The 23,687-nt window shown below is 64.6% G+C and carries 24 protein-coding genes; 12 read left to right on the top strand and 12 right to left on the bottom strand.

What is annotated here, in order from left to right; all coding sequences use genetic code 11:
• The first annotated feature begins 28 nt into the window (after window positions 1-28).
• The 6 genes from PSET11_RS02330 to PSET11_RS02305 are packed head-to-tail and all read left to right on the top strand — an operon-like array spanning window position 29 to window position 6,932.
• A complete protein-coding gene (locus PSET11_RS02330; RefSeq protein ID WP_124090346.1) occupies window positions 29-1,060 on the top strand; it encodes an aliphatic sulfonate ABC transporter substrate-binding protein in 1,032 nt (343 codons plus the stop codon).
• Window positions 1,060-1,962, top strand: a complete 903-nt coding sequence (locus PSET11_RS02325; protein ID WP_124090344.1) for an ABC transporter permease — start codon at window positions 1,060-1,062, stop codon at window positions 1,960-1,962. The genes PSET11_RS02330 and PSET11_RS02325 overlap by 1 nt, the downstream gene beginning before the upstream one ends.
• Window positions 1,953-3,911: an acetate--CoA ligase gene (gene acs, locus PSET11_RS02320; RefSeq protein WP_124090342.1), complete on the top strand. Its 1,959-nt coding sequence runs from the start codon at window positions 1,953-1,955 to the stop codon at window positions 3,909-3,911. The genes PSET11_RS02325 and acs overlap by 10 nt, the downstream gene beginning before the upstream one ends.
• Window positions 3,908-5,098 carry a dimethylsulfone monooxygenase SfnG gene (gene sfnG / locus PSET11_RS02315; protein ID WP_124090340.1) on the top strand — a complete coding sequence of 397 codons (1,191 nt, stop codon included), beginning with the start codon at window positions 3,908-3,910 and terminating at the stop codon, window positions 5,096-5,098. Before acs ends, sfnG begins: the two co-directional genes overlap by 4 nt.
• Complete coding sequence (locus PSET11_RS02310; RefSeq protein WP_124090338.1) at window positions 5,098-6,438, top strand: O-acetylhomoserine aminocarboxypropyltransferase/cysteine synthase family protein; 1,341 nt, start codon at window positions 5,098-5,100, stop codon at window positions 6,436-6,438. The genes sfnG and PSET11_RS02310 overlap by 1 nt, the downstream gene beginning before the upstream one ends.
• Window positions 6,435-6,932: a CoA-binding protein gene (locus PSET11_RS02305; protein ID WP_124090336.1), complete on the top strand. Its 498-nt coding sequence runs from the start codon at window positions 6,435-6,437 to the stop codon at window positions 6,930-6,932. Before PSET11_RS02310 ends, PSET11_RS02305 begins: the two co-directional genes overlap by 4 nt.
• Window positions 6,933-6,934: 2 nt before the next feature.
• On the opposite strand, the gene PSET11_RS02300 is transcribed toward PSET11_RS02305, so the two are convergent.
• The 3 genes from PSET11_RS02300 to PSET11_RS02290 all read right to left on the bottom strand — a co-directional run bounded on the left by PSET11_RS02300 (window position 6,935) and on the right by PSET11_RS02290 (window position 10,450).
• A complete protein-coding gene (locus tag PSET11_RS02300; protein WP_124090334.1) occupies window positions 6,935-7,327 on the bottom strand; it encodes a YegP family protein in 393 nt (130 codons plus the stop codon).
• A 140-nt stretch (window positions 7,328-7,467) separates the two neighbouring features.
• Window positions 7,468-8,865 (bottom strand): amino acid permease, encoded by a 1,398-nt coding sequence (locus PSET11_RS02295; RefSeq protein ID WP_124090332.1) that lies wholly within the window; start codon window positions 8,863-8,865, stop codon window positions 7,468-7,470.
• Window positions 8,866-9,160: 295 nt separating this feature from the next.
• A complete protein-coding gene (locus tag PSET11_RS02290) occupies window positions 9,161-10,450 on the bottom strand; it encodes an adenylosuccinate synthase (RefSeq protein WP_124090330.1) in 1,290 nt (429 codons plus the stop codon).
• A gap of 383 nt (window positions 10,451-10,833) precedes the next feature.
• On the opposite strand from PSET11_RS02290, the gene PSET11_RS02285 reads away from it, so the two are divergent.
• Window positions 10,834-11,463 (top strand): uracil-DNA glycosylase family protein, encoded by a 630-nt coding sequence (locus PSET11_RS02285; protein WP_124090328.1) that lies wholly within the window; start codon window positions 10,834-10,836, stop codon window positions 11,461-11,463.
• A gap of 136 nt (window positions 11,464-11,599) precedes the next feature.
• Here PSET11_RS02285 and PSET11_RS02280 read toward each other — a convergent pair whose 3' ends face one another.
• From PSET11_RS02280 to PSET11_RS02270, 3 genes are all read right to left on the bottom strand, one after another.
• Entirely contained in the window at window positions 11,600-12,022 is a 423-nt protein-coding gene (locus tag PSET11_RS02280; RefSeq protein ID WP_124090326.1) for a DUF3151 domain-containing protein, read from the bottom strand.
• A complete protein-coding gene (gene fbaA / locus PSET11_RS02275; protein WP_124090324.1) occupies window positions 12,023-13,042 on the bottom strand; it encodes a class II fructose-bisphosphate aldolase in 1,020 nt (339 codons plus the stop codon). It abuts the gene before it with no gap.
• 140 nt (window positions 13,043-13,182) lie between these two features.
• A complete protein-coding gene (locus tag PSET11_RS02270; protein WP_124090322.1) occupies window positions 13,183-13,881 on the bottom strand; it encodes a TrmH family RNA methyltransferase in 699 nt (232 codons plus the stop codon).
• Between the two features lie 51 nt (window positions 13,882-13,932).
• Between PSET11_RS02270 and PSET11_RS02265 the strand changes: the two genes are divergently transcribed.
• Window positions 13,933-14,763, top strand: coding sequence for an HAD-IIA family hydrolase (locus PSET11_RS02265; protein WP_124090319.1), 831 nt, complete (start codon window positions 13,933-13,935; stop codon window positions 14,761-14,763).
• Here the strand turns inward: PSET11_RS02265 and PSET11_RS02260 are convergent, their stop codons facing one another.
• The 3 genes from PSET11_RS02260 to pyrE all read right to left on the bottom strand — a co-directional run bounded on the left by PSET11_RS02260 (window position 14,764) and on the right by pyrE (window position 17,347).
• A complete protein-coding gene (locus PSET11_RS02260; RefSeq protein ID WP_124090317.1) occupies window positions 14,764-15,804 on the bottom strand; it encodes an alpha/beta fold hydrolase in 1,041 nt (346 codons plus the stop codon).
• A gap of 80 nt (window positions 15,805-15,884) precedes the next feature.
• On the bottom strand, window positions 15,885-16,649 hold the full coding sequence (locus tag PSET11_RS02255; RefSeq protein ID WP_124090315.1) for a GAF and ANTAR domain-containing protein: 765 nt from the start codon (window positions 16,647-16,649) through the stop codon (window positions 15,885-15,887).
• Between the two features lie 128 nt (window positions 16,650-16,777).
• Window positions 16,778-17,347 (bottom strand): orotate phosphoribosyltransferase, encoded by a 570-nt coding sequence (gene pyrE / locus PSET11_RS02250; RefSeq protein ID WP_124090313.1) that lies wholly within the window; start codon window positions 17,345-17,347, stop codon window positions 16,778-16,780.
• 87 nt (window positions 17,348-17,434) lie between these two features.
• Here pyrE and nadE point away from each other — a divergent pair, with 87 nt between their 5' ends.
• Window positions 17,435-18,256 (top strand): ammonia-dependent NAD(+) synthetase, encoded by an 822-nt coding sequence (gene nadE, locus PSET11_RS02245; protein WP_124090312.1) that lies wholly within the window; start codon window positions 17,435-17,437, stop codon window positions 18,254-18,256.
• Window positions 18,257-18,370: 114 nt separating this feature from the next.
• Here nadE and PSET11_RS02240 read toward each other — a convergent pair whose 3' ends face one another.
• Complete coding sequence (locus tag PSET11_RS02240; protein WP_124090310.1) at window positions 18,371-19,150, bottom strand: IclR family transcriptional regulator; 780 nt, start codon at window positions 19,148-19,150, stop codon at window positions 18,371-18,373.
• A gap of 162 nt (window positions 19,151-19,312) precedes the next feature.
• On the opposite strand from PSET11_RS02240, the gene PSET11_RS02235 reads away from it, so the two are divergent.
• From PSET11_RS02235 to PSET11_RS02225, 3 genes are read left to right on the top strand one after another with little or no spacing between them, the layout of a single operon-like run.
• Window positions 19,313-20,032, top strand: a complete 720-nt coding sequence (locus tag PSET11_RS02235; protein ID WP_124090308.1) for a CoA transferase subunit A — start codon at window positions 19,313-19,315, stop codon at window positions 20,030-20,032.
• A gap of 31 nt (window positions 20,033-20,063) precedes the next feature.
• A complete protein-coding gene (locus PSET11_RS02230) occupies window positions 20,064-20,744 on the top strand; it encodes a 3-oxoacid CoA-transferase subunit B (RefSeq protein ID WP_124090306.1) in 681 nt (226 codons plus the stop codon).
• Entirely contained in the window at window positions 20,741-21,934 is a 1,194-nt protein-coding gene (locus PSET11_RS02225) for an acetyl-CoA acetyltransferase (protein WP_124090304.1), read from the top strand. Before PSET11_RS02230 ends, PSET11_RS02225 begins: the two co-directional genes overlap by 4 nt.
• Before the next feature lie 152 nt (window positions 21,935-22,086).
• On the opposite strand, the gene PSET11_RS02220 is transcribed toward PSET11_RS02225, so the two are convergent.
• Window positions 22,087-22,758 (bottom strand): ankyrin repeat domain-containing protein, encoded by a 672-nt coding sequence (locus PSET11_RS02220; protein ID WP_124090302.1) that lies wholly within the window; start codon window positions 22,756-22,758, stop codon window positions 22,087-22,089.
• Between the two features lie 177 nt (window positions 22,759-22,935).
• Window positions 22,936-23,613, bottom strand: a complete 678-nt coding sequence (locus PSET11_RS02215) for a GlcG/HbpS family heme-binding protein (RefSeq protein WP_238988983.1) — start codon at window positions 23,611-23,613, stop codon at window positions 22,936-22,938.
• Window positions 23,614-23,687 lie beyond the last annotated feature (74 nt).

Raw genomic sequence — 23,687 nt, 5'->3', positions numbered from 1 at the left:
CCCTTCCCGCCAGCACAAAAGGAACACCATGCCGCACCTACGCCCTTTCACCCGTCGCTCGCTCCTCGGGGCAGTCGCCGTGGCAGCAGCCTCGGCCCTGGCGCTGACCGGCTGCGCAGGCGAAGGCTCCACCGGCCAGGCGAAAGCAGCCGGTACGCTGAACATCGACTTCGCCACCTACAACCCGCTGAGCTTGGTCATCAAGGACCAGGGCTGGTTGGAAGCGAGCTTGAAGGACCAAGGCGTCACCGTCAACTGGGTCCAGTCCGCTGGCTCCAACAAGGCCAACGAGGCGCTCCGCTCGGGTGCCATCGATGTGGGCTCCACCGCAGGTTCAGCCGCACTGCTGGCCCGTTCCAATTCTTCACCCATCAAGACCATCGATATCTTCTCGCAGCCGGAGTGGGCAGCCTTGGTGGTTCCGGCGGAGTCCAGCATCACCTCGGTGGCTGACCTCAAAGGCAAGTCGGTTGCGGCCACCAAGGGTACCGACCCCTACTTCTTCCTCCTGCAGGCCCTCGAGCAGGCAGGCCTCAAGCCGGGCGACGTGACGGTGGAAAACCTGCAGCACGCCGATGGCCGGACCGCCCTTGAGAACGGCTCGGTGCAGGCCTGGTCTGGCCTGGATCCCATCATGGCCGGTGCAGAGCAGAAGGGTGCCAAGCTCTTCTACCGCAACCTCGACTTCAACACCTACGGCTTCCTGAACGCCACCGAATCCTTCCTCAAGGACAAGCCGGAGCTGGCCCAGACGGTGGTGAACGCCTACGAGAAGGCTCGCGCGTGGGCTGCGGCCAACCCGGACAAAACGGCTGAAATCCTGGCCAAGGTGGCCGGGTTGGACCCCGCCGTTGCCAAGACCGTGATCCTTGAGCGCAGTAACCTCGATGTGGCCCCTGCCCCGGGCGAGGCGCAGCGCAAAGTACTGGAGAAGATCGGGCCCACCTTCGTGGAAACCGGCGACGTCAAGACCCAAAAGCAGATCGACGACGCCGTGGCCTCCCTTCTCGACGACTCGCTGGTGAAGAAGGCTGATCCGTCAGCCGTCAAGGACTCCTGATGACCAGTCTCAGCAGTCCACATTCCACCGGCTCCAGCGTTGCGGATGAGCGTGCTGCAGCCGCCTCCGCAACACTGGCAGGCGCAGCCCAGAAGGATGCCGGCTCGGCATCCGCTCCGGCACCGGGATGGTCTCCCGCTGGAGCCCGCTTGCGGAACTGGGCGCGCCTGCCCCTTGGCCTGATCATCCCTGCGATCCTGTTGGCGTCCTGGCAGCTGGCCGCCTCCACCGGCCTCTTCAGTGTGGTCCAGCTCCCGCCGCCGGCCATGGTGCTCTCCGCGGCAGGCGAGTTGCTGGCCCGCGGTGAATTGGGCAACCACATTGCCATCTCCACCCAGCGGGTGGTGATCGGCTTTGTGCTTGGTGCCGCCTTGGGCCTGGTCCTCGGCGCCACCGTTGGCCTGTCGAAGATCGCCGATGCACTCTTTGCCCCTACCATCGGCGCCCTCCGGGCCGTACCGTCACTGGCCTGGGTGCCGCTGCTGATCCTCTGGCTGAAGATCGGCGAAAACTCGAAGGTCACCCTGATCATCATCGGCGCCTTCTTCCCCGTTTTCACCACCGTCTCGCTGGCGCTGCGCCACGTGGACCGGAACCTGGTGGAGGCAGCCCGCGCCTTTGGCCTCAAGGGTGTCCGGCTGCTGACCACTGTGCAGCTACCCGCCGTGGTGCCCGCTGTGTTTTCCGGCCTGCGCCTGGCGCTGGCGCAGGCCTGGTTGTTCCTGGTGGCGGCGGAACTGATCGCGTCCTCCATGGGGCTGGGCTTCCTCCTTACCGATTCGCAAAACAACGGCCGCACGGACAGGTTGTTCCTGGCCATCGTCCTGCTGGCAGTGATCGGCAAGATCACCGATGCCCTCCTGGGTCTTGCCGAGAAGTGGGCGGTGAAACGATGGGCGTAAGCACCAACGAAACCCTGAGCCTGGACCCCACCACAGGCATCCACCCGGACAACGTAGCGTTCTGGGAAGAACAAGCCCGCCGGTTGGACTGGACCACCCCGTGGCACACCGCCCACGGGTGGGTTCCAGCAGACTCCGCCTCCGGTGTTGGTCCGGCCATTACCTGGTTTGCGGGCGGCACCCTCAATGTCGCTGCCAACTGCGTGGACCGGCACGTGCACCGCGGCCTGGGAAACAAGGTGGCCCTCCACTTCGAGGGCGAGCCCGGCGATCGCCGCAGCATCACCTACGCGGAACTCCAGCGTGAAGTCGCCAAAGCAGCCAACGCGCTGCTCGCGCTGGGGATCACCAAGGGCGACAGGGTGGTCATCTACCTCCCCGTCATCCCCGAAACCGTGATCATTACCCTGGCCGTGGCCCGGATCGGCGCCGTCCACTCGCTGGTTTTCGGCGGCTTCTCCGCGGAAGCCCTCCGCTTCCGGGTCGAGGACACTGGCGCGAAGCTCCTGGTCACCACCGACGGCCAGTTCCGCCGCGGCACCGCGGTCCCTGTCAAAGAAAATGCAGACGCGGCCGTCGCCGGCGAGAACGCCATCGAGCACGTCCTGGTCATCAACCGCACCACCGCGGCAGCGGACCTTGCCTCCGTCCCCATGACCGAAGGCCGCGACGTCTGGTGGCATGACGTCGTCGGACGCGCCGCAGCCGTGCACGAACCCGAGGCGTTCGACGCCGAGACGCCGCTGTTCATCATGTACACCTCCGGCACCACGGGTAAGCCCAAGGGCCTGGTGCACACCTCCGGCGGGTACCTGACGCAGGCGGCGTGGAGTTTCGAGCACCTTTTCAGCAACCCGGACCCCGCGCTGCGCGACGCGGACGTGCACTGGTGCACCGCCGACCTTGCCTGGGTCACGGCGCACACGTACGAGATCTACGGGCCGCTGGCCAACGGCGCCACCCAGGTGATCTTCGAGGGCACGCCCAACACGCCGCACCCGGGCCGGCACTTCGAGATCATCGAACGCTACCGGGTCACGCAGTATTACACCGCCCCCACCCTGGTCCGGTCGCTGATGGGCTGGTTCCCGGAGGGCGTTCCGGCAACCTACGATCTCTCCTCCATCCGGATGCTCGGAACTGTGGGCGAGGCCGTCAACCCCGAAGCTTGGCGCTGGCTGCGGGACAACGTGGGTGCTGGGACCGCGCCGGTGGTGGACACCTGGTGGCAGTCCGAAACCGGCGCCACCATCATGTCGCCCGCCCCCACGGACGCCACGTTCAAACCTGGGTGCGCCGCCCGGCCACTGCCCGGCGTCAGCACGCGGGTAGTGGACGACGCCGGCACCCAGGTTCCGCCGGGCGTGCAGGGCAATATTGTGGTGGACTCCCCCGGGCCCGCCATTGCCCGTACCGTCTGGGGCAACCCCCGCCGCTACTACGACTCGTACTGGCACGCCTACGTTGACCAGGGCTGGTTCCTGGCCGGCGATGGCGCCAAGTACGACGCCGACGGCGACATCTGGATCCTGGGCCGAGTGGACGACACCCTGAACGTTTCCGGTCACCTGCTCTCCACCATCGAAATCGAATCCGCACTGGTGTCCCATCCCGATGTGGTGGAGGCGGGGGTCTGTCCGGTCGCCGACCCCACCACGGGACACGCGGTGGTGGCGTTCGTCGTTGCGAAACCGGGCGTCCCCACCCCCGGCACCGAAGAGCTGCGGAACCACGTGGCCCAGGCGATCGGCCCCATCGCCAAGCCGCGCGACGTCGTGGTGGTTCTCGATGTCCCCAAAACCCGCAGCGGCAAGATCATGCGCCGGCTGCTGACCCAGCTGTTCGAGGGCACCACCCTCGGCGACACCACGTCACTGCAGAACGAACCGGCAATCGCCGGCATCCAGGAATGCCTGCGGCTGCGGGCGCTAGAAAAGGAAAAATCATGACTGAGATCAGCACCGTGGCCCGGCTCGCCGAGCCCCTCAAGTTCGCCTACTGGGTACCGAACGTTTCCGGCGGGCTGGTGGTGTCCACCATCGAACAGCGCACCGGCTGGGACTTCGATTACAACAAGAAACTCGCGCAGATCGCGGAAAACTCCGGTTTCGAGTACGCCTTGACCCAGACCCGCTACGCCGCGTCTTACGGTGCCGACAAGCAGCACGAGGCGACCTCGTTCAGCCTCGCCCTGCTCGCTGCCACCGAACGGCTCAAGGTCATCGCCGCAGTCCACCCGGGTATGTGGCACCCCGGCGTACTCGCCAAATTCATCATCACCGCCGACCACATCTCCAACGGCCGCGCCGCCGTCAACATCGTCTCCGGCTGGCTCAAGGCCGAGTTCGAAAACTTCGGCCTCGAATGGCTGGAACACGACGAGCGCTACGTCCGCACCGAAGAGTTCATCAAAGTCCTCCGCGGCCTGTGGACCGAGCAGGAGTACAGCCAGTCCGGCAAGTACTACAACATCACCGACTTCACCCTGAACCCGGCACCCGTGGACGTTCCCGGCCGCGCGCACCCGGAAATCTTCTTCGGTGGAAACTCGACGGCGGCGCAGGCCACCGCGGGCCGGGTGGCCGACTGGTACTTCTCCAACGGCAAGGACCTCGAAGGCTTCAAGGAAAACATTGCCGGCGTGGTGGCGGCAGCCGGCGAGACCCAGCGCGGCACCGAAGGCGCCCTGTCCGCTCCCAAATTCGGCCTCAACGGCTTCGTCATTGCCCGGGATTCCGAAAAGGAAGCCCGCGAAACCTTGCGGGAAATCGTGGCCAAGGCACACAAGCCGGCAGTCCAGGGCTTCCGGGATGCCGTGCAGGAGGCCGGCGCTTCCACCAAGGACGGCAAGGGCATGTGGGCGGATTCCTCCTTCGAGGACCTGGTCCAGTACAACGACGGCTTCAAGACCCAGTTGATCGGCACGCCCGAGCAGATCGCCGAACGCATTGTCTCTTACAAGAAGATCGGCGTGAACCTGTTCCTCACCGGGTACCTGCACTTCCAAGAGGAAGTGGCAGCGTTCGGCCAGGACATCCTGCCGATCGTCCGCGAACTCGAGGCGGACCTGGCCCGGAAGAACGGCCTTGAGCTCGATCTTTCCGGCACCCCAGTGGCTCAGCAGGTGGCTGCCTGATGGCTGACCGTACCTTCGGTTTCCGCACCCGCGCCCTACACGCCGGCGGCACCCCCGACGCCGAGCATGGCGCCCGTGCCGTACCCATCTACCAGACCACCTCCTTCGTGTTCAAGGACACCCAGGATGCGGCCAATCTCTTCGCGCTGCAGAAGTACGGCAACATCTACTCCCGCATTGGCAACCCCACTGTGGCGGCCTTTGAGGAGCGGATCGCTTCCCTTGAAGGCGGCATCGGGGCCGTGGCTACGTCCTCGGGCATGGCTGCCGAGTTCATCACCTTCGCCGCGCTCACCCAGGCGGGTGATCACATTGTGGCCGCCTCCCAGCTCTACGGCGGCACCGTCACTCAGTTGGATGTGACCCTGCGCCGCTTTGGCGTGGACACCACGTTCGTGCCGGGAACCGACCCCGCCGACTACGCCGCGGCTGTCCAGGAAAACACCAAGGCGATTTTCGTCGAGGTGGTGGCCAACCCGTCGTCGGAGGTTCAAGACCTGGACGGGCTGGCCAAGGTAGCGCGCGACGCCGGTATCCCGCTGGTGGTTGACGCCACCTTGAGCACGCCGTACCTGGTGCGGCCCTTGGAACACGGCGCCGACATTGTGATCCATTCCGCCACCAAGTTCCTGGGCGGGCACGGCACCACCCTGGGCGGCGTGATCGTCGAAAGCGGCCGCTTCAACTGGGGCAACGGCAAATTCCCCACCATGACCGAACCGGTGGCCTCCTACGGCAACGTCTCCTGGTGGGGCAACTTTGGCGAGTACGGCTTCCTCACCAAACTCCGCTCGGAGCAGCTCCGCGACATTGGCCCCGCACTGTCACCGCAGTCGGCGTTCCAGCTGCTGCAGGGCGTCGAAACCCTGCCGCAACGACTCGACGAGCACCTCAAAAACGCTGACGCCGTGGCCAACTGGCTGGAGGCCGATCCGCGCGTGGCCTACGTGAACTTCTCCGGGCTGCCCTCGCACCCGCACTATGAGCGGGCCCGGAAGTACCTCCCGAAGGGTCCAGGATCGGTCTTCTCCTTCGGCGTGAAAGGCGGCCGCGCGGCGGGGCAGAAGTTCATCGAATCCCTCCAACTCGCCTCCCACCTGGCCAACGTGGGCGACTCCCGCACCCTGGTCATCCACCCGGGCAGCACCACGCACCAGCAGCTCAGCCCCGAGCAGCTCGTGTCTGCTGGTGTCCCCGAAGACCTGGTTCGCATCTCCGTGGGCCTCGAAGACATCGAGGACATCCTCTGGGACCTGGACCAGGCCCTGACGGCAGCCCAGGAGACCGCCCTGCCGGAAACATCGCAGGACGATTCCTGCACGATCGGAGCATCGGCATGAGCAGCATCGCAGCACGCAGCTGGCAGGGACCGTCCGCACCCGAGCGCCTGGCGCTCCTCCGCGAGGCCAAGTCCATCGCCATTGTGGGGGCCTCGGACAAGCCCTCCCGCGCCAGCTACTTCGTGGCCACCTACCTGCAGTCCTCCACGCGTTACCGGTTGTACTTCGTGAACCCGGTGGTCACGGAAATCTTGGGCCAGCCCACGTACGCGTCGTTGGCGGATTTGCCGGAAAGCCCAGACATTGTGGACGTTTTCCGCAAGGATGATGACCTGCCCGGCGTGTTGGCCGAAGCGATCGCCGCCAAAGCCAAAACCCTGTGGTTGCAGCTCGGCTCCTGGCATGAAGGCGTGGCCGCCGATGCCGAAGCCGCCGGCCTCACCGTGGTCATGGACCGCTGCGTCAAGATTGAACATGCTCGCTTCCACGGTGGCCTGCACCTGGCAGGCTTCGACACCGGCGTGATCTCCTCACGCCGGCAAGTCCTGGCCTGATCTCAGCGGGCTGTTGCAGCGGCGGCCGCGGTCATCCACCGCGGCCGCCGCAGCTGGCTTCGGTTCACCAGCGCCACGGTAAACACATGTCCGTGCCGGGTGGCCGGCACGTCGGCACAGGCCACCTCACGTCCCAGGGGTACGACGGCGGCCCGGGGGTTCGCTGTCCGTCTCGGCGGCGTCGCTGCACTCGGCGCTGCTGGTGCTGCTGTGTCTGAGCTCAGGTCCGTCACCAGTCCCGTGCCGGCACATTCGCGGATCGCCGCGATACCCGCTGCCACGGCTGGTTTATCCACGAACCTTTCCGACACCGCCATCACTGTCCCATCGGGAGCCAGCAGCCGGAACCGGAACATCGACTCCGCATCCACGAAAACCTCAAAGTGACCCGCCATCAGAATTCCTCCTGGCTTCCTTGCCCCGACCTGCGTTTCCCTGTCCTTCAAGGGTGACTGGCCGAAAATAACGCAACAAGACCCGCCGCGTTAAGGCTGTGTAAATTCGGGAGCAAGGGCCCAAGGGGCGGCCGACAGCGTCAGCGGTTCACATCGACGTCGTCCGCCGTTGCTGTTGTCCGGGAGTTGCCAGCGCTTTTCCGGTAGCGGAACACGCCGATGCCCACCACAATCGCTGCCAGTGCCAGCGAGAGGAAGAGCGATTCGCGGGTTGATTCGATGATCACCATGCCGATGATGAGGGCCACGATGGCACCGATCGAGAGCCAGGTGAGGTACGGGAAGAACCACATCTTGAGGTCGAGGTCCTTGGCGGCAGCACCCATGCGCTTACGCAGGATGAGTTGTGAGGCTGCGATGACCAGCCAGACAAACAGGGCGATGGCGCCGGACGTGTTGACGAGGAACAAGAACACGGTGTCCGGGGCGATGTAGTTCAGGCCAACGGTCACGAAGCCAACCACCGTGGACGCCAGGACCGCGGAGGCGGGAACGCCACGCCGGGAAATCTTGGTCCACGATTTGGGTGCATCGCCGCGCTGCGAGAGGGAGAACAGCATGCGGCTGGCCGTGTAAAGGCCCGAGTTCAGGCACGACAGGACCGACGTCAGGACAACGATGTCCATGATGGTTCCTGCACCCGGGATGCCGTAGAGCTCGATGACGGCCACGTAGGGGCTCTTGGCAACAGAGGCATCGTTCCAGGGTAGGAGGGTCACCACAATGGCGATGGAGCCTACGTAGAAGATCAGGATGCGCCACACGGTGGACCGGACGGCCTTCTTGACGGCGTCCACAGGGTTCTCGGATTCGCCGGCCGCGATCGTGGCGATCTCAGCGCCGAAGAAGGAGAAAACCACCACCAGGATGCCAGCCAAGACAGCGCCCGGACCGTTGGGCATGAACCCGCCCTGGTCCAGGAGGTTTGCCACACCAGGAGCTGAGACGCCCGGCATCAGGCCAAGAATCGCGGCCACGCCGGCGAGCAGGAAGATGACGATCGCGGCGACCTTGATGGACGCAAACCAGAACTCGAACTCACCAAAGGACTTCACCGAGCCGAGGTTGGTCAGGGTCAGGAGTACCATCAGCACCAGCGCCCAGATCCACTGATCCACGCCGGGCACCCAACGGTGCATGATGGCCGCACCCGCGGTGGCCTCGATGCCGAGGACGATGATCCAGAACCAGGCGTACAGCCACCCGATGCTGAATCCAGCCCAGCGGCCCAAGGCTTTGTCGGCATACGTAGAGAACGATCCCGTTTCCGGATTCGCCGCAGCCATCTCGCCCAGCATGCGCATGACGAGAATGACCACAATGCCTGCTGCGCTGTAGGCGACCAGGATCCCCGGACCAGCCTGCTGGATTGCTGCCCCGGAACCGACGAACAGCCCGGCACCAATGACGCCAGCAATGGCGATCATGGAAAGGTGCCGGGGTTTCAGGGACTTCGAAAGTTGTTGATCAGCGTGCATGGAAGACACCGTTCATAAAATTGGAGACGGGAAGAGGCCGCGCATCTTTCACGGTATATGCAATGCGTCACACTGCTCATAGCAGTTTAGGGTCACGGGGTGAGGAATTCGTTGGGTATCCAAACAGCCGAGGGGTGGCAAAATTGTGCACTCGAACTCCACGGTGACTGGCGCTCAGCAGTTGTTGCCTACAGGGAAATATTGGCCTGTGATCCGGCGCACAACAACGGCGGGCCACCCCTGAGGTTCCGTCAGGAACCTGGGGTGACCCGCCGCCATCGCGCGTTGGAAAAACTTAACCGGTGATGAGGTCGTTGACCACGATGGTCTGGTCCCGGTCCGGTCCCACGCCGATCGCGGAGAAGCGGGTGCCGGAGAGTTTTTCGAGGGCCAGGACGTAGTTGCGGGCGTTCTCGGGGAGGTCCGCGAGAGTGCGCGCGCCGGTAATGTCCTCGGTCCAGCCATCGAAGTACTCGAAGATGGGCTTGGCGTGGTGGAATTCGGTCTGCGTCATGGGCATTTCGTCGTGCCGCACGCCGTCAACGTCGTAGGCCACGCAGACGGGGATCTGCTCGATTCCGGTCAGCACGTCCAGCTTGGTGACGAAGTAGTCAGTGAAGCCGTTGACGCGGGAAGCGTGCCGGGCCAGGACGGCGTCGTACCAGCCGCAGCGGCGTGGACGGCCGGTGTTGACGCCGAACTCGCCGCCGGTCTTCTGCAGGTAGACACCCATCTCGTCGAACAGTTCCGTGGGGAACGGGCCAGCACCAACACGCGTGGTGTACGCCTTGATGATGCCGATCGAGCGGGAGATGCGGGTGGGGCCGATGCCGGAACCCACGGAAGCGCCACCGGCGGTGGGGTTCGATGAGGTGACGAACGGGTAGGTGCCGTGATCAACGTCGAGGAAGGTGGCCTGACCGCCTTCCATGAGCACCACTTTGCCCTCGTCCAACGCGTTGTTGAGGACCAGTGTGCTGTCGATGACCAGGGGGCGGAGCCTGTCCGCGAAGGACAGGAAGTACTCCACGATCTCGTCCACCACCACGCTGCGGCGGTTGTAGATCTTGACCAGGAGTTCGTTCTTCTGGCGCAGCGATCCTTCCACCTTCTGGCGGAGGATGGACTCGTCAAACACGTCCTGGACGCGGATACCCAGCCGGGCAACCTTGTCCATGTATGCGGGACCGATGCCGCGGCCGGTGGTGCCGATGGCCCGGCTACCCAGAAAACGCTCCGTCACCTTGTCGAGGACCTGGTGATACGGCGCCACCAGGTGGGCGTTGGCGGAGACCCGCAGCTTGGAGGTGTCGGCGCCGCGCGCCTCAAGGCCTTCGATTTCCTGGAAGAGCGCCTCGAGGTTGACCACGCAACCGTTGCCAATAATCGGGATGGCGTTGGGGCTGAGGATGCCTGCAGGCAGCAGCTTGAGTTCGTACTTTTCACCGCCTACGACGACGGTGTGCCCGGCGTTGTTGCCGCCGTTGGGCTTGACGACGTAGTCAACGCGGCCGCCCAGAAGGTCAGTCGCTTTGCCTTTTCCTTCGTCGCCCCATTGGGCTCCTACGATCACAATTGCTGGCATGGGATCCTCCCCCATTCGTTCGGGCAGCCGCGAACGCCACATGCGTGGCGGGGTCGATGCTGCACCGTTCATGAGAATGCCCCGAAGGTACCGCTACCGCCTGGCATCAGTGCAACCTGGCGACGCAAGAGTTCCGGGGCTCTTACCACCCAAGTTTAGCCGATCAGCAGGTTTGTCCAACCGTTGGGGATTGCCGGGTTGTGGCACTGTTCACGGAACGGATTCCAATCCTCGGCGTTTCGTCCTTGCGAGCTTGCTAAACTAGACAGGTTCGGCCTAGTTCCGGTCCACCCCATTTCAACCGTCACTGACGCGTGCGCTCCCCCGCGCCCGCACCCAGTTGGCGGGAGCACCACCAAGCCCCGCAGGAGACCCAGCCCCATATGACAGCCCTGGCCCCCGAATCTTTCCATGAACAGCTCTTGAGCCGCCGCTACGAAGCCAACGTAGCCGTTGTCAACGAACTGTGCGACTCGCTGCAGGCGGCCAAGCCTGGCACCACAGTGCCATATGTCGATCCCATCCACGATGTTGACGAGTGCCGGATTATCAGCCTCTACTCAAACATCGGCGAAGCTGACGAAACGGGCTTCATCACGCCGGGCGATTCCGACGCCGCCGCCCGCATGCTGGGGATCCAGTGGAAGCTGGGCCTGCGCCCCGAGTACGTCATGCCGTGGAACGTGCACCCGTGGCACGTTGAGGGCGAAGCCAACGGCAAGTTCACTCCAGACCAGATCTCTGCCGGCCTGAAGCCGCTGTTGAAGTTCCTGGCCCTGGTCCCCCGCGCCTCGGTGATCGTGGCCCATGGCACCGAAGCCAACCGGCTGGCCAACCTGCTCCTCAAGACCGAGGTGCCCATGATCTGGCGCCGCGGCCTGAAAACTTACAAGGTCCGGTCCCTGAGCGGCCGCGCCTTCGCCGGCTCTCCTGCCCGGCAGGAAGAATTCCTCGAGGACATGCACGTTGCCTACACCGACGCCATGGCCCGGACCGGTCTCGCCAAGGCGTAGTCCACCCACCGGCGCTGCCGGCACCTGTGAAAAGGACGACGGCGGGTGGTGACCTTGATTTTCAAAGGTCACCACCCGCCGTCGTTCGCTTAAAACCCAGACGCGGGGCGATGGAACGCCCCGCGCCTGGTAATGCCTAGTTGCCTTCGATGGCGGCCTTGGCGGTGGGATCGGAATCCTTGAGGAACTTCTCGATCCGCTCCGGCTCCTCCGGCTCACCAATCGCTGCCGAGGCCCGGCCCAGCGAATAGAGAGCGCGCAGGAAGCCCTGGTTGGGCTCGTGCTCCCAAGGGATGGGGCCAACTCCACGCCAGCCGTTGCGGCGCAACGTGTCCAGCCCGCGGTGGTAGCCCACCCGGGAGTAGGCGTACGAATCGATGGTGCGGCCTTCGGTCCACGCTTCTTCGGCCAGGACGGCCCACAGCAGCGAGGACGTGGGGTGCTTGGCCACCAGGTCCAGCGCTTCGTGACCGGCGGCCAATTGGTCGTTGACCTCCGTGTCCACCGGCAGCAAGGTGGGCTCGGGGCCCATCAGGTTCCTGCGGAACTCATCCGACATCTAGAAGGTCTTTCCGGCGGAGCCGAGCTGCTTGGTGGCTTCGACGACGCGGGCCGCGAGGCCAGCTTCGGCGGCGGCGCCCCAGACGCGGGGGTCGTAGGTTTTCTTGTTGCCCACTTCGCCGTCGATCTTGAGGACGCCGTCGTAGTTCGCGAGCATGTGCCCGGCCACGGGGCGGGTGAACGCGTACTGGGTGTCGGTATCGATGTTCATCTTGATGGTGCCGTAGGAAACAGCGTCGGCGATTTCCTGGTCGGAAGAGCCCGAACCGCCGTGGAAGACCAGGTCGAACGGGTTTGCCTTGCCGATCTTCGCACCCACCTGCTCCTGGATGTCCTTGAGGATCTCCGGGCGGAGCTTCACGCCACCGGGCTTGTACACGCCGTGCACGTTACCGAAGGTCAGCGCGGTGATGTAGCGGCCGTTCTCGCCGGCACCCAACGCTTCAATGGTGGCCAGCGCGTCTTCAACGGTGGTGTAGAGCTTTTCGTTGATCTCGTTCTCCACGCCGTCTTCCTCGCCACCCACGGTGCCGATTTCAACTTCGAGGATCATCTTCGCGGCAGCGGTGCGGGCCAGCAGTTCGCGGGCGATCTGCAGGTTGTCCTCGAGGGTTTCGGCCGAACCGTCCCACATGTGCGAGTTGAACAGCGGGTTGCGGCCGGCCTTGACCTCAGCCTCAGACGCGGCGAGCAACGGCAACACGAAGCCGTCCAGCTTGTCCTTGGGGCAGTGGTCCGTGTGTAGGGCAACGTTCACGCCGTAATTCTTGGCGACCTCGCGGGCAAACGCCGCGAAACCCAGGGACCCGGCCACCATGTCCTTCGTGGCTGCGCCGGACCAGTACGCGGCACCACCGGTGGAGACCTGGATGATGCCATCAGACTCCGCGTCGGCGAAGCCACGCAGGGCGGCGTTCAGGGTCTGCGACGACGTCACATTCACGGCAGGAAACGCGAAACCACCAGCCTTCGCACGATCAATCATCTCGGCATAGATCTCTGGGGTTGCAATGGGCATGCTGACTCCTGTGGTGTGTTCGCTCGATAGTGACGAGACCGTTTGCGGCTAGCCACCATCCTAGCGATATCCGCCCCAACACTCCCGCCGAGACGGTATTTAACGGTAATCCGAGTGGCCGGGATTGCCGTTACCTGGGGCTAGGTTCCTTGCGCGAACACGTGCTGGCGAATCCAGGCGTGCATGGCGATGGCTGCCGCCGAGGCCGCGTTGATAGACCGGGTGGAACCAAACTGTTCGATCGAGAGCGTGGCGACGGCGGCCTGGTGCACTTCGGGGGTCAACCCCGGGCCTTCCTGGCCAAACACCAGTACGCAGTCACGGGGCAGTTCATATGTCTCCAGGGGGACGGAGTCGGGAAAAATGTCCACACCGATGATGGCCAGCCCCTCGCCTTGCGCCCACGCCACGAAATCCTCGACAGTGGGGTGATGGCGGACGTGCTGGTAGCGGTCGGTGACCATGGCACCGCGCCTGTTCCACCGCCGTCGGCCGATGATGTGCACCTCTTTGGCCAGGAAGGCGTTGGCCGTGCGGACCACGGTGCCGATATTCATGTCGTGCTGCCAGTTTTCGATCGCCACGTGGAACGGGTGCCTACGGGAATCCAACTCGGCCACGATCGCCTCGTGTTTCCAGTACCGGTACTTGTCCAGGACGTTGCGCCGGTCGCCGTCGGCGAGCAGGTCAGGGTCCCAATGATCGCCGGAGGGCAGGTCGCCTTCCCAGGGCCCGACGCCGACCTCGGGCTTCGGTTCCTGCTCCCCTGCCGGATCAATAGCAGCCTCGGGTGGCGTGGTGTGCTGGGGTTCTTCGGGCTGACCGGGCGTCTGGTTCACCCCTCAACACTAGACTGGACCTTTCGGGGTTCATCACATTCGGAGGTCAGCATGGCAGAGTCGGACGACGTCAGGGATTCAGCAGCGGTTTACCGCAACGGCCAGGAAATCGAATGCTGGCTTACGGACATGGATGGGGTCCTGGTCCACGAGAATCAAGCCGTGCCCGGCGCCGCCGAATTGATCCAGCGGTGGGTGGACACCTCCAAGCGGTTCCTGGTCTTGACCAACAACTCAATCTTCACCCCGCGCGACCTCTCGGCACGCCTTCGCGTGTCCGGCCTGGAAGTGCCGGAAGAGAACATCTGGACATCCGCGCTGGCCACGGCCCAGTTCCTCAAGGACCAGGTGCGCGGTTCCGGCTCGGGCAACCGCGCCTACACTATCGGCGAGGCGGGATTGACGACGGCGTTGCATGAGGCAGGTTTCATCCTCACCGACCAGGACCCGGACTTCGTGGTGCTCGGCGAGACGCGGACGTATTCGTTTGAGGCCATCACCATGGCCATCCGGCTCATTCTGGCCGGGGCCCGGTTCATCGCCACCAACCCTGATGCCACCGGTCCCTCCAAGGACGGCCCCATGCCGGCCACCGGCGCCATCGCTGCCCTCATCACCAAGGCCACCGGCCGGGAACCCTACGTGGTGGGCAAGCCGAATCCCATGATGTTCCGCTCGGCCATGAACCAGATCGATGCGCACTCCGAGACCACCGCCATGATCGGGGACCGGATGGACACGGACATCATTGCCGGCATGGAAGCCGGCCTGCATACCGTCCTGGTCCTCAGCGGCATCACCCAGCGCGACGAAATCGACTCCTACCCGTTCCGGCCCAACCAGGTCTTGAACTCGGTGGCCGACCTCAAGAACCAGATCTAGCTAGAAAACCGAGACGCGCGAGCCGCCGCGCGGCAGCGGGAAGAACGTGTCCAGGAGTTCGGTGAGGATGGGCCGGTAGATGTTCGGGTTCCAGCCGGGGCTGGCGTGGGCCGGAGCAGCGCCGGTGGTCTGCAGTTCTGACGAGACCATGTTGTCCACGAACCCGGATGCCCAGCCTGCCACGGCAGTCTGGTAGCGCACGGTCTTGTCGTTGGGCCCGCCGATGTAGGCCATCTTCGCGGTACCCAGTTTCCCGGCAAAGCGGGTGCCATCGAAATGGTAGATGTACGCGGATTCGGACTGCACCAGGACACTGGACGGGGCAATGGGCGAAAGTTGCTCCAGCGTCTGGTCGAGGATCTGCCGCCAGCTTCGTTCGTCCTTATGGATGACCCGTTCCCCCAGTCCGTAGCCACCACGGAGCGCCGACGGGAACCGGAACCCGTGTTCGTACAGGTACACCACGCCGTCGAACCAGCTCTGGTCCAGCACATCGGTGCGACTGTAAGGGGTGGAGTCCAGGACGATGAACTCCACCTGGACGCCATGGATTTCCAGCAGCCGCGCAGCCACCTGGGTGGCCACCATGCCACCGAAACTGTGCCCGTAGAAGTAGAGCTTGGTGAGGTTCTGCGCCCGCACGTACTCAATGACGGCGATGACGATCTGGTCGATGTCCAGGCCCACATTGGAATACCCGACGGCGGCCAGCCGGGCCCGCCGGTTCAGCGAACCTCGGAGCGCGGTCAGGATCCATTGCGCTTCTTCCCAGCTCGTCTTATAGCCCGGGAACAGGAACCAGCTGGCGTTGGGGTAATACACCTCGGCAAAGTCGTCGGGAACGGGCAGGATCCTGTTGACCCGCCGTCCCCACTGCACCTGGCGGGTGAAAAACATGTCTGCTGCCAGTAGGCCCGATGCACCTGCCCCCGTGAGGAACCCGCGCCGTGAGAAGCGCTTGAGGGCGTGCGCTTGCTGTAGGAGGCGGCCCGCAGTTTCCCCGGGCTGCCCCTGCGGACTGGACTCCCCCGAAGATGGCACGCCTCTACCGTAGCCACTCATCGTCATGCCCCCGCAACATACCGCCAACCGGGCTGCCGGAAGAAGGCAGCCCGGTTAGGTTAGGCGGTCTGGTCGGACTGCATGCCGGGTTCCTGGTAATGCGTACGCGTGCCAGTGCCGCCCACCGAGTCCACCAGGGATTTGGCGATGTTCCTGAGCTTGGTATTGCCGTTGCTTGCGGCGTCGGTGAGGATCTGCACGGCCGACTCCTGGGTGCAGCGGTTCTGCGCCATGACAATGCCGATGGCGATGTCGATGATGGTTCGTGATTCCAGGGTGGCGCGGAGGTTGGTTGCGTTGTCCCGCTGCAGGGAGAAACGCACCGCCAAGCGCAGGGCCTGCGAAATTTCCCGGGTATAGCCCTGCGCCTTGGCTACTGCCGACTCATCGAACTTCTGCGGCACATCGGAGTACAAATTGAGGGCAGCTTTGGCTTCGCCCTGAAGGTTGAACGGCACGGAGAGCACCGAGCGCAGCCCATGCGAGGCCACTGCTTTGGCGTAGTCGGGGCCCCAACGATCCTCGTCATGGAGGTCCGGGACGTAGACCAGGCGCTCTTCCTTGGCGGCAGTCAGGCACGGGCCCTGCAGCAGGGAGTACTGGATTTCATCGACTTCCCGCGCTGAATCGCTGCTCCAGCCAATGGTCGCGGCCTTCCTGTCCCGAAGCAGCGTGATCCCACAGAGCGCATCGTCACCAGCACCGGCTACCTGATGCGCCGAGAAACGGGCCAACTCGTTGAGGAAGTCCTCAAAGTCGGCACTGTCGAGGATGAGGTTCTGGACTTGGTCCGTGGCACTCAGGGGCTTTTCGGTGGTTGGCATGGGCAGGTGCTCCAGGGTGGTTCGCAGGGATACCCGAATAATAGGACGACGACGGAATCGGAGCAAACCCCCGGCTCCGGTTGCCGCCCACACAGCTCAGCCGCAGTACGGCCAGCAGCGGCGGAGACTCAGGAAAGTCCCAGCTCATCCTTGCCGAACGCGAAGAGGTACGGAACGCCTGTTTCGGCCTCAATCTTTTCCTTGGCGCCGGTGTCCCGGTCCACGATTACGGCCACGGCCACCACGTTGCCGCCCGCTTTCCGGACACCCTCGACGGCGGTCAGCGCTGAGCCACCGGTAGTGGACGTGTCTTCCAGGACCAGCACGTTGCGGCCCTCAACGGAGGGGCCCTCCACCTGGCGACCCATGCCGTAGGATTTCTGCGCCTTCCGGACGACGAACGCATCAATGGTCCGGCCGCCGTCGACCGCTGCATGCATCACAGCGGTACCCACGGGATCAGCACCCATGGTCAGTCCGCCGGCGCAGGCGAAGTCAATGCCGGCGTCGTCCACCAGGGACAACATGACCTGGCCTACTAGTTTGGATGCCTCGTGGTGCAAGGTGATGCGGCGCAGGTCGATGTAGTAGTCAGCTTCGGCGCCGCTGGACAGGATCACCTTGCCGCGGACCACCGCGAGCTCCTTGATGAGTTCGAGAAGTCGGGCGCGGGCGGCGGTATCGCTGGGGGAAGTCATGGGTTCCAGTTTACTGGGGACTGGGCGGACGGGGCGACGCCGAGACGGCGCTTGAGTGCGTGTGACTTCGCTGACTAGGCTGGGGGCATGCGCGAACTTCAAGCCACCATCATTGCGGAAATGGGCGTGCAGCCCCGGATCGATCCGGCGGGCGAAGTTCGCCGCCGGGTCACGTTCCTGAAGGACTACCTGCGCGCCACCCACACCAAGGGTTTTGTCCTGGGCATCTCGGGCGGCTTGGACTCATCCCTGGCCGGCCGATTGGCCCAGCTGGCGGTCCAGGAACTTGAAGCGGAAGGCGTGGACGCCAATTTTGTGGCCGTGCGCCTGCCCTACGGCGTCCAGCACGACGAAGCTGACGCTCAGGCTGCTTTGGATTTCATCAAGGCCAAAACCGAGTGGACCTTCAATATCCAAGCGGCTGTGGATGGGTTTGAATCAGAGTTCACCAGGACGGTGGGGGCTGAGATCTCGGACTTCCACAAGGGCAACACCAAGGCCCGGGCCCGGATGATCGCCCAATACGCCCTGGCTGGCGAGCACAATTACCTGGTGGTCGGCACGGATCACGGCGCCGAGTCCGTCACGGGCTTCTTCACCAAATATGGCGACGGCGGCGCTGACATCCTGCCGCTCTTCGGCTTGAACAAGCGGCAGAACCGGGAGCTGCTGGCCGAGCTCGGCGCACCTGCCCGGGTGTGGGACAAGGTTCCCACCGCCGATCTCCTGGACGGCACCCCCGGCCGGACCGATGAGGACGAGCTGGGCATCAGCTACGACCAGATCGACGACTACCTGGAAGGCCGCGAGATCCCGGCGGCCGCTGCAGAGTCGATCGAGCAAAAGTACCTGCGCACCCGGCACAAGCGGACCGTCCCGGTGACCATTTTCGATACGTGGTGGAAGTAGCAGGCACCGCTCGCCGCTGAAATTCCTCACTTTTGCAGCGCCCGACGGCGGGTCGCGGCAGAAAACCCGGCGCGCCGCCGTCGGGCCCCACCAAAGGTGGGGAGACTCAGCGGGCTAGGTCGCCGGCCCGCCGAGAAGTTGGCTGAGCCGGTGCGCTTCGGCCATCAGCAGCCCACCCAGTTCAGCCTGACGTTCCGGCCGGAAACGCTGTTCAATGCCCGTCAGCGAGAGCGCCCACGCGGGTTTGCCTGACCGGTCAAAGACGGCGGCGCCCATTCCCCAGCTTCCTTCCAGGACCAGGCCGGGGTTCACCGTGTAGCCAGCCGCCAAGGTGGCTGCCAGGTTCCGCCGGACCACCGCGGGTGTGTGCTGGCTGGCAAAGGCCCCTGCGTGGGAAGGCCAGTCCGCCAGGACTTCCTCTTGTTCAGCGGCTGGCAGGAACGCGAGGATTGCCGTTCCGGCCGAGGCCACGCCCAGAGGAAAGCGGACGCCTTCGTGCAGGACGAATGACCGGACAGGGAAGCTGCCTTCCTCGCGCAGGAGGCAGACCGTCTCGTTGCCGCGACGGATGGAAAAGAAGGCACTCTCGCCGGTTGCTTCTGCAAGCCTGCGGAGGCCGGGCCGGGCCAGATCCTCCAGGGGGAACCGGGTGGCAGCAACCGAACCCAGCAGCAGGATTTCGGGGCCGAGCACCCAGCTCCCGGTAGCGGCATCGTGATCCAGCAACCCCTCGGACCCCATCGAGGACAGCAGTCGGTGGACGGTGGGCCGGGTCAGCCCGGACTCGCGGACCAGGCCAGCCAGGGACATCCCCTTGGCGTTGCGGCCCACCAGGCGCAGGAGGTGCGCCACTCGGCTGACCACCTGCGCGCCCTGCACGGGTGTCTTGCTCACTGCATCCAACTTTCTGTCCACAATATGGATACCTCAACTGCCAAAGTCCACAGTATAGAAGAAGCAGCAGCCAGCCGTTGACAGTGATTGAAGACAATCCGTAGCGTCGTTCAGGGAACACCAGTCGTCCATAAAATGGATACCGCTCAATGAGGAGATGCCGTGACCAAGCTCGAGAATTCCGCCGCCGAGGCCCTGGCCGGAACACTGAAAGACGGAATGACACTGGCCGTTGGTGGTTTCGGCCTGAGCGGTATTCCAGCTGACCTGATCGACGCAGTACGCGATTCGGGTATCCGCGAACTCACGGTGGTGTCCAACAATATGGGCGTCGACGGCAAGGGCTTGGGCATCCTGATCGAAGCCGGCCAGGTCCGCAAGGTCATCGCCTCCTACGTGGGCGAAAACAAGCTGTTCGCCGAGCAATACCTGGCCGGCAAGCTCGAGGTGGAGTTCACCCCGCAAGGCACCCTGGCCGAACGACTCCGCGCTGGCGGCGCCGGGATCCCCGCGTTCTACACGAAAACCGGCGTAGGTACCCTGGTCGCGGAAGGCAAGCCCCTGGAAGTCTTCGACGGCGAAACCTACGTCCGCGAGCGCGCCATCACGGCCGACGTCGCACTGGTCCACGCCCATACGGCCGACACCGACGGCAACCTGGTGTACCGCTACACGGCACGGAACTTCAACCCGGTGGTGGCCACGGCTGGCCGCCTCACGATTGCCGAAGCGGAGGTGATCGTGGCTCCCGGGGACCTCGACCCCAACCACATTGTGACTCCTGGCGTCTTCATCCAGCGGCTCGTGCAGGCGAGCAACCGGACGAAGGACATTGAACAGCGCACTGTTCGGCCGCGCACCGCGGCGCCGGTTTCGGCCTAACCCCCACTTTTCGACCCAGAAGGAGATCCCCATGGCCTGGACCAGGGATGAAATGGCTGCCATTGCGGCCGAAGAATTGATCGACGGCGACTACGTCAACCTCGGCATCGGCATTCCCACGCTCGTAGCCAACAACCTGCCTGAGGGCGTGCGGGTGGTCCTGCAGAGTGAAAATGGGCTTCTGGGCATGGGCCCGTTCCCCTTCGAAGGCGAGGAGGACGCCGACCTGATCAACGCCGGCAAGCAGACGGTGACCGTCCTTCCCGGCGGGAGCATCTTCGACTCGGCCACGTCCTTCGGCATGATCCGTGGCGGTCATGTCAAGGTCGCCATCCTGGGGGCCATGCAGGTCTCCGGCAACGGCGACCTGGCCAATTGGACCATCCCCGGGAAGATGGTCAAGGGCATGGGCGGCGCCATGGACTTGGTGGCTGGCACCCCGCGGGTGGTGGTCCTCACCGAGCACAACGCCAAGGACGGAACGGCCAAGATCGTGCCGGAATGTTCCCTCCCACTCACCGGACTGGCGTGTGTGGATCGGATTATCAGCGACCTCGCCGTTTTTGATCTGGTCAAGACCGACGGAACGCACGACGCCGGGCGGCAGCTCACGCTGACCCGGCTCGCCCCGGGCGTCACGGTGGCGGAGATCGAAGCCAAGACGGGCGCACCGTTCACCGTTGCCCTGGCGGCCGAAGGAGCAGCGGCATGAGCCTGCGGGAACAGTTCGGCAAGGACGTCCTGCTGACGGGCTGGGGTCACAGCAAATTCGGTAAGTTGACGGAGGAGACGCTGGAGTCTCTGATTGTCCAGGTCGCCACCGAGGCGATTGACAACGCGGGCATCGAGCCAGGCCAGATCGATGAGATCTACCTGGGGCAGTTCAACTCCGGCATGATGCCACTGGCGTTTCCCTCTTCTTTGGCCCTGCAAGTTTCGGATCAGTTGGCCAATGTGGCGGCAACACGAGTGGAAAATGCCTGCGCCTCGGGATCGGCCGCGTTCCAGCAGGGCACCAAGTCGCTGTTGGCTGGGACGGCAAAGACGGTCTTGGTGATCGGCGCCGAAAAGATGACCCACGCCGGGGCCGACGTGGTGGGCGCGGCACTCCTGGGCGCCGACTACGACATGGCCGGGAAGCCGTCCAGCACCGGTTTCACGGGCCTCTTCGCCGAGGTAGCGAAGAACTACGGCAAGCGCTACGACGCAGCGGGAGCCTTAGGCGACGTCCTGGGTTCCATCGCGGCGAAGAACCACCGCAACGGCGTCGACAACCCCTACGCGCAGCTTCGCAAGGACCTCGGCGTCGAGTTTTGCCGGACCGTCTCGGACAAGAACCCCATGGTGGCGGATCCCCTGCGCCGCACCGACTGCTCCCCCGTTTCCGATGGCGCTGCAGCAGTAGTGCTGTCCGTCGCCCCCACTCACGGCGCCACGGCCCCCGTCCGGTTGGCAGGATTCGGCCAGGCTAACGACTTCTTCCCCACAAATCGCCGAGACCCCACGGCTTTCGAGGCCACCCGGGCGTCCTGGCAGCGCGCGATGGGGATGGCTGGCGTGGGGCTGGCAGACCTGGATTTCGCGGAAGTCCATGACTGCTTCACCATCGCCGAGCTGATCATGTACGAGGCCATGGGTCTGACCGAACCAGGCCAGGGTGCGCGCGCCATCGAGAAAGGGTGGGTCTTCAAGGACGGCAAGCTCCCCGTCAACGTCTCCGGCGGCCTGAAAGCCAAAGGCCACCCTGTGGGCGCCACCGGCGTGTCACAGCACGTCATCGCCGCCATGCAGCTCACCGGCACTGCCGGCGACATGCAACTCAGCAACCCACGCCGGGCGGCAGTCCAGAACATGGGCGGCGTGGGGATCGCCAACTACGTCAGCGTCCTCGAAGCCATCTGACGTCGTCACCGTGCCGCTGAAATTCCCCAGCTTTGAAGCACGACGGCGGCGGGTCGCCACAAATGTGCAGCGCGCCGCGGTCACTGGTCGGCAAAGGTGGGGAGTTTCAGCGGGCGGGATGGTGGGAAGTTTCAGCGAGTGGGATGGTTGGGTCAGCCCCTGAGCGTCGCCGCGATCTCAGCGAACCCCAGCCGTTCGGCGTTCTGGAGCGCCGTCCGGCCCTCGGGATCACGGATGGCGGAGTCTGCTCCTGCCGCCAGGAGTAGCCTCACCACTTCCTGCTGCCGCGGACCGCCTGAGTTGAGGAGGATCGCCTCCTGTATGGCGGTCCAGCCGAGATTGTTCACGTGGTTGACGGGAACGCCCGCGGCCAGCAGGATCTGCACCGTCTCCACATGCCCGTGCTCGCTGGCAGGGATCAGTGCCGTGCCGCCGTATCTGTTGATACTTGCCACGTCGGCGCCCGCAGCCAGGGTCAGCTTCAGGACCTCGTTGAATCCCTCTGCTCCGGCGTAGAGAAAGGCCGAGTCTTGGATGGAGTCTTTGGCGTTGACATTGCCGCCGCGGCCAATCAGGTCCCGCACCAGCTCAACGTTGTTGGCCTTTGCGGCTGCGATCAGCTCAGCGTCGAGTCGGGCCTGGGCGTCGGCGGACAACGGCGTAGGAACAGGTGCTGGTGGAGTTGACGCGGGCTGGGAGGCTTGCTCTGGTGGCGTCGGTGCGGGCTGGGGCGATAGGGACGTCCCGGCTATCGCGGACGGATCTGCCCCAGGACTTGATGCCGGCGTCGATTCAGCTGACGATGCCGATTCAGTTGCCGCCATGTCCACCGTCCCTCCCTGGCAGCCCGTCAGTAGGACCCCCATAACGAGGACTGCTACCACCATGTGTGCCCTGTAGCGCCGGCCTGGACGCCGCACTGGCCGCAGTCCTGGACGCTGTTCTGGCGGTTGCCTCGAATTCCGCCGCGTCCGGAGCCGAATCCTGCTCATTCGCCCAGCCTACTTGGTGGCCTGGGCGAGGATTGCCGCGCCAGCTGCGGCGCAGGCCTCGTCGAGGGCCCCGTCGGGGGCTCCGCCCACACCGATGCCCGCCACGGACACGCCGTTGACTTTCAGGGGCACACCGCCGGCAAGGAAAAGGGTGCCGGGCAGATCGGCGATGGACGGCCCGGAGCCCGTAATGCGACCTGCCAACTCGCTGGTGGGAGCTCCGAAGGCGGCGGCGGTGTAGGCCTTCTGTTTGGCTGCCTCAATGGTGTGGGCGGCGGCGTTGTCACCGCGCAGAATCGCCTGCACGGTGCCAAACCTGTCCACCAGCGCTACCGTCACGAACGGCAGCTTGTCCGCCTGGCATTTTGCGAGCGCCGCACCTACTGCTGCCGCCGAGGCAGCCACCGAGATGCGGTCCTGCTGAACAGAGACGGGGCCCGAGTTGGCAGGAACAGGGCTGGTCGGTGCAGGGGTGACAGGTGCCGAGCTGGTTGGTGCAGGGCCGGTCGGCGTCGGCCTGGTGGGGCGGGAGTCGGAGCCAGCGTTATTCGTTCGGGAAAGGCTGACTGCCGCGTCCGCAGCATCGAGCTGACTGCCTTGACCGGCGTTCGCTGCCACCGTGGCTCCGGCCGTGGCAAGCAGCAGTGCCGCAGTGCTGGCGGCGGCCATCATCGTTCTCTTGTTCATGGGTGGTCCTTTGATCGGGTCTGCGGAAGTGAAAAGTGCTGGACTGGCTAGAAATCCTGCCAGCGTCTCCAGGT

Origin of the sequence: Arthrobacter ulcerisalmonis, assembly GCF_900609065.1 — a bacterium.
Taxonomy (GTDB): domain Bacteria; phylum Actinomycetota; class Actinomycetes; order Actinomycetales; family Micrococcaceae; genus Arthrobacter; species Arthrobacter ulcerisalmonis.
Note: the sequence above shows the minus strand (reverse complement) of the source record. Positions and strands in the feature narration are given on the sequence as shown.

What these genes read in the sequence shown, in the direction of transcription:
- PSET11_RS02330 (WP_124090346.1), top strand. Translation starts at nt 29, where the DNA reads ATGCCGCACCTACGCCCTTTCACCCGTCGCTCGCTCCTCGGGGCAGTC.
- PSET11_RS02325 (WP_124090344.1), top strand. Translation starts at nt 1,060, where the DNA reads ATGACCAGTCTCAGCAGTCCACATTCCACCGGCTCCAGCGTTGCGGAT.
- acs (WP_124090342.1), top strand. Translation starts at nt 1,953, where the DNA reads ATGGGCGTAAGCACCAACGAAACCCTGAGCCTGGACCCCACCACAGGC.
- sfnG (WP_124090340.1), top strand. Translation starts at nt 3,908, where the DNA reads ATGACTGAGATCAGCACCGTGGCCCGGCTCGCCGAGCCCCTCAAGTTC.
- PSET11_RS02310 (WP_124090338.1), top strand. Translation starts at nt 5,098, where the DNA reads ATGGCTGACCGTACCTTCGGTTTCCGCACCCGCGCCCTACACGCCGGC.
- PSET11_RS02305 (WP_124090336.1), top strand. Translation starts at nt 6,435, where the DNA reads ATGAGCAGCATCGCAGCACGCAGCTGGCAGGGACCGTCCGCACCCGAG.
- PSET11_RS02300 (WP_124090334.1), bottom strand. Translation starts at nt 7,327, where the DNA reads ATGGCGGGTCACTTTGAGGTTTTCGTGGATGCGGAGTCGATGTTCCGG.
- PSET11_RS02295 (WP_124090332.1), bottom strand. Translation starts at nt 8,865, where the DNA reads ATGCACGCTGATCAACAACTTTCGAAGTCCCTGAAACCCCGGCACCTT.
- PSET11_RS02290 (WP_124090330.1), bottom strand. Translation starts at nt 10,450, where the DNA reads ATGCCAGCAATTGTGATCGTAGGAGCCCAATGGGGCGACGAAGGAAAA.
- PSET11_RS02285 (WP_124090328.1), top strand. Translation starts at nt 10,834, where the DNA reads ATGACAGCCCTGGCCCCCGAATCTTTCCATGAACAGCTCTTGAGCCGC.
- PSET11_RS02280 (WP_124090326.1), bottom strand. Translation starts at nt 12,022, where the DNA reads ATGTCGGATGAGTTCCGCAGGAACCTGATGGGCCCCGAGCCCACCTTG.
- fbaA (WP_124090324.1), bottom strand. Translation starts at nt 13,042, where the DNA reads ATGCCCATTGCAACCCCAGAGATCTATGCCGAGATGATTGATCGTGCG.
- PSET11_RS02265 (WP_124090319.1), top strand. Translation starts at nt 13,933, where the DNA reads ATGGCAGAGTCGGACGACGTCAGGGATTCAGCAGCGGTTTACCGCAAC.
- PSET11_RS02255 (WP_124090315.1), bottom strand. Translation starts at nt 16,649, where the DNA reads ATGCCAACCACCGAAAAGCCCCTGAGTGCCACGGACCAAGTCCAGAAC.
- pyrE (WP_124090313.1), bottom strand. Translation starts at nt 17,347, where the DNA reads ATGACTTCCCCCAGCGATACCGCCGCCCGCGCCCGACTTCTCGAACTC.
- nadE (WP_124090312.1), top strand. Translation starts at nt 17,435, where the DNA reads ATGCGCGAACTTCAAGCCACCATCATTGCGGAAATGGGCGTGCAGCCC.
- PSET11_RS02230 (WP_124090306.1), top strand. Translation starts at nt 20,064, where the DNA reads ATGGCCTGGACCAGGGATGAAATGGCTGCCATTGCGGCCGAAGAATTG.
- PSET11_RS02225 (WP_124090304.1), top strand. Translation starts at nt 20,741, where the DNA reads ATGAGCCTGCGGGAACAGTTCGGCAAGGACGTCCTGCTGACGGGCTGG.
- PSET11_RS02220 (WP_124090302.1), bottom strand. Translation starts at nt 22,758, where the DNA reads ATGGCGGCAACTGAATCGGCATCGTCAGCTGAATCGACGCCGGCATCA.
- PSET11_RS02215 (WP_238988983.1), bottom strand. Translation starts at nt 23,613, where the DNA reads ATGAACAAGAGAACGATGATGGCCGCCGCCAGCACTGCGGCACTGCTG.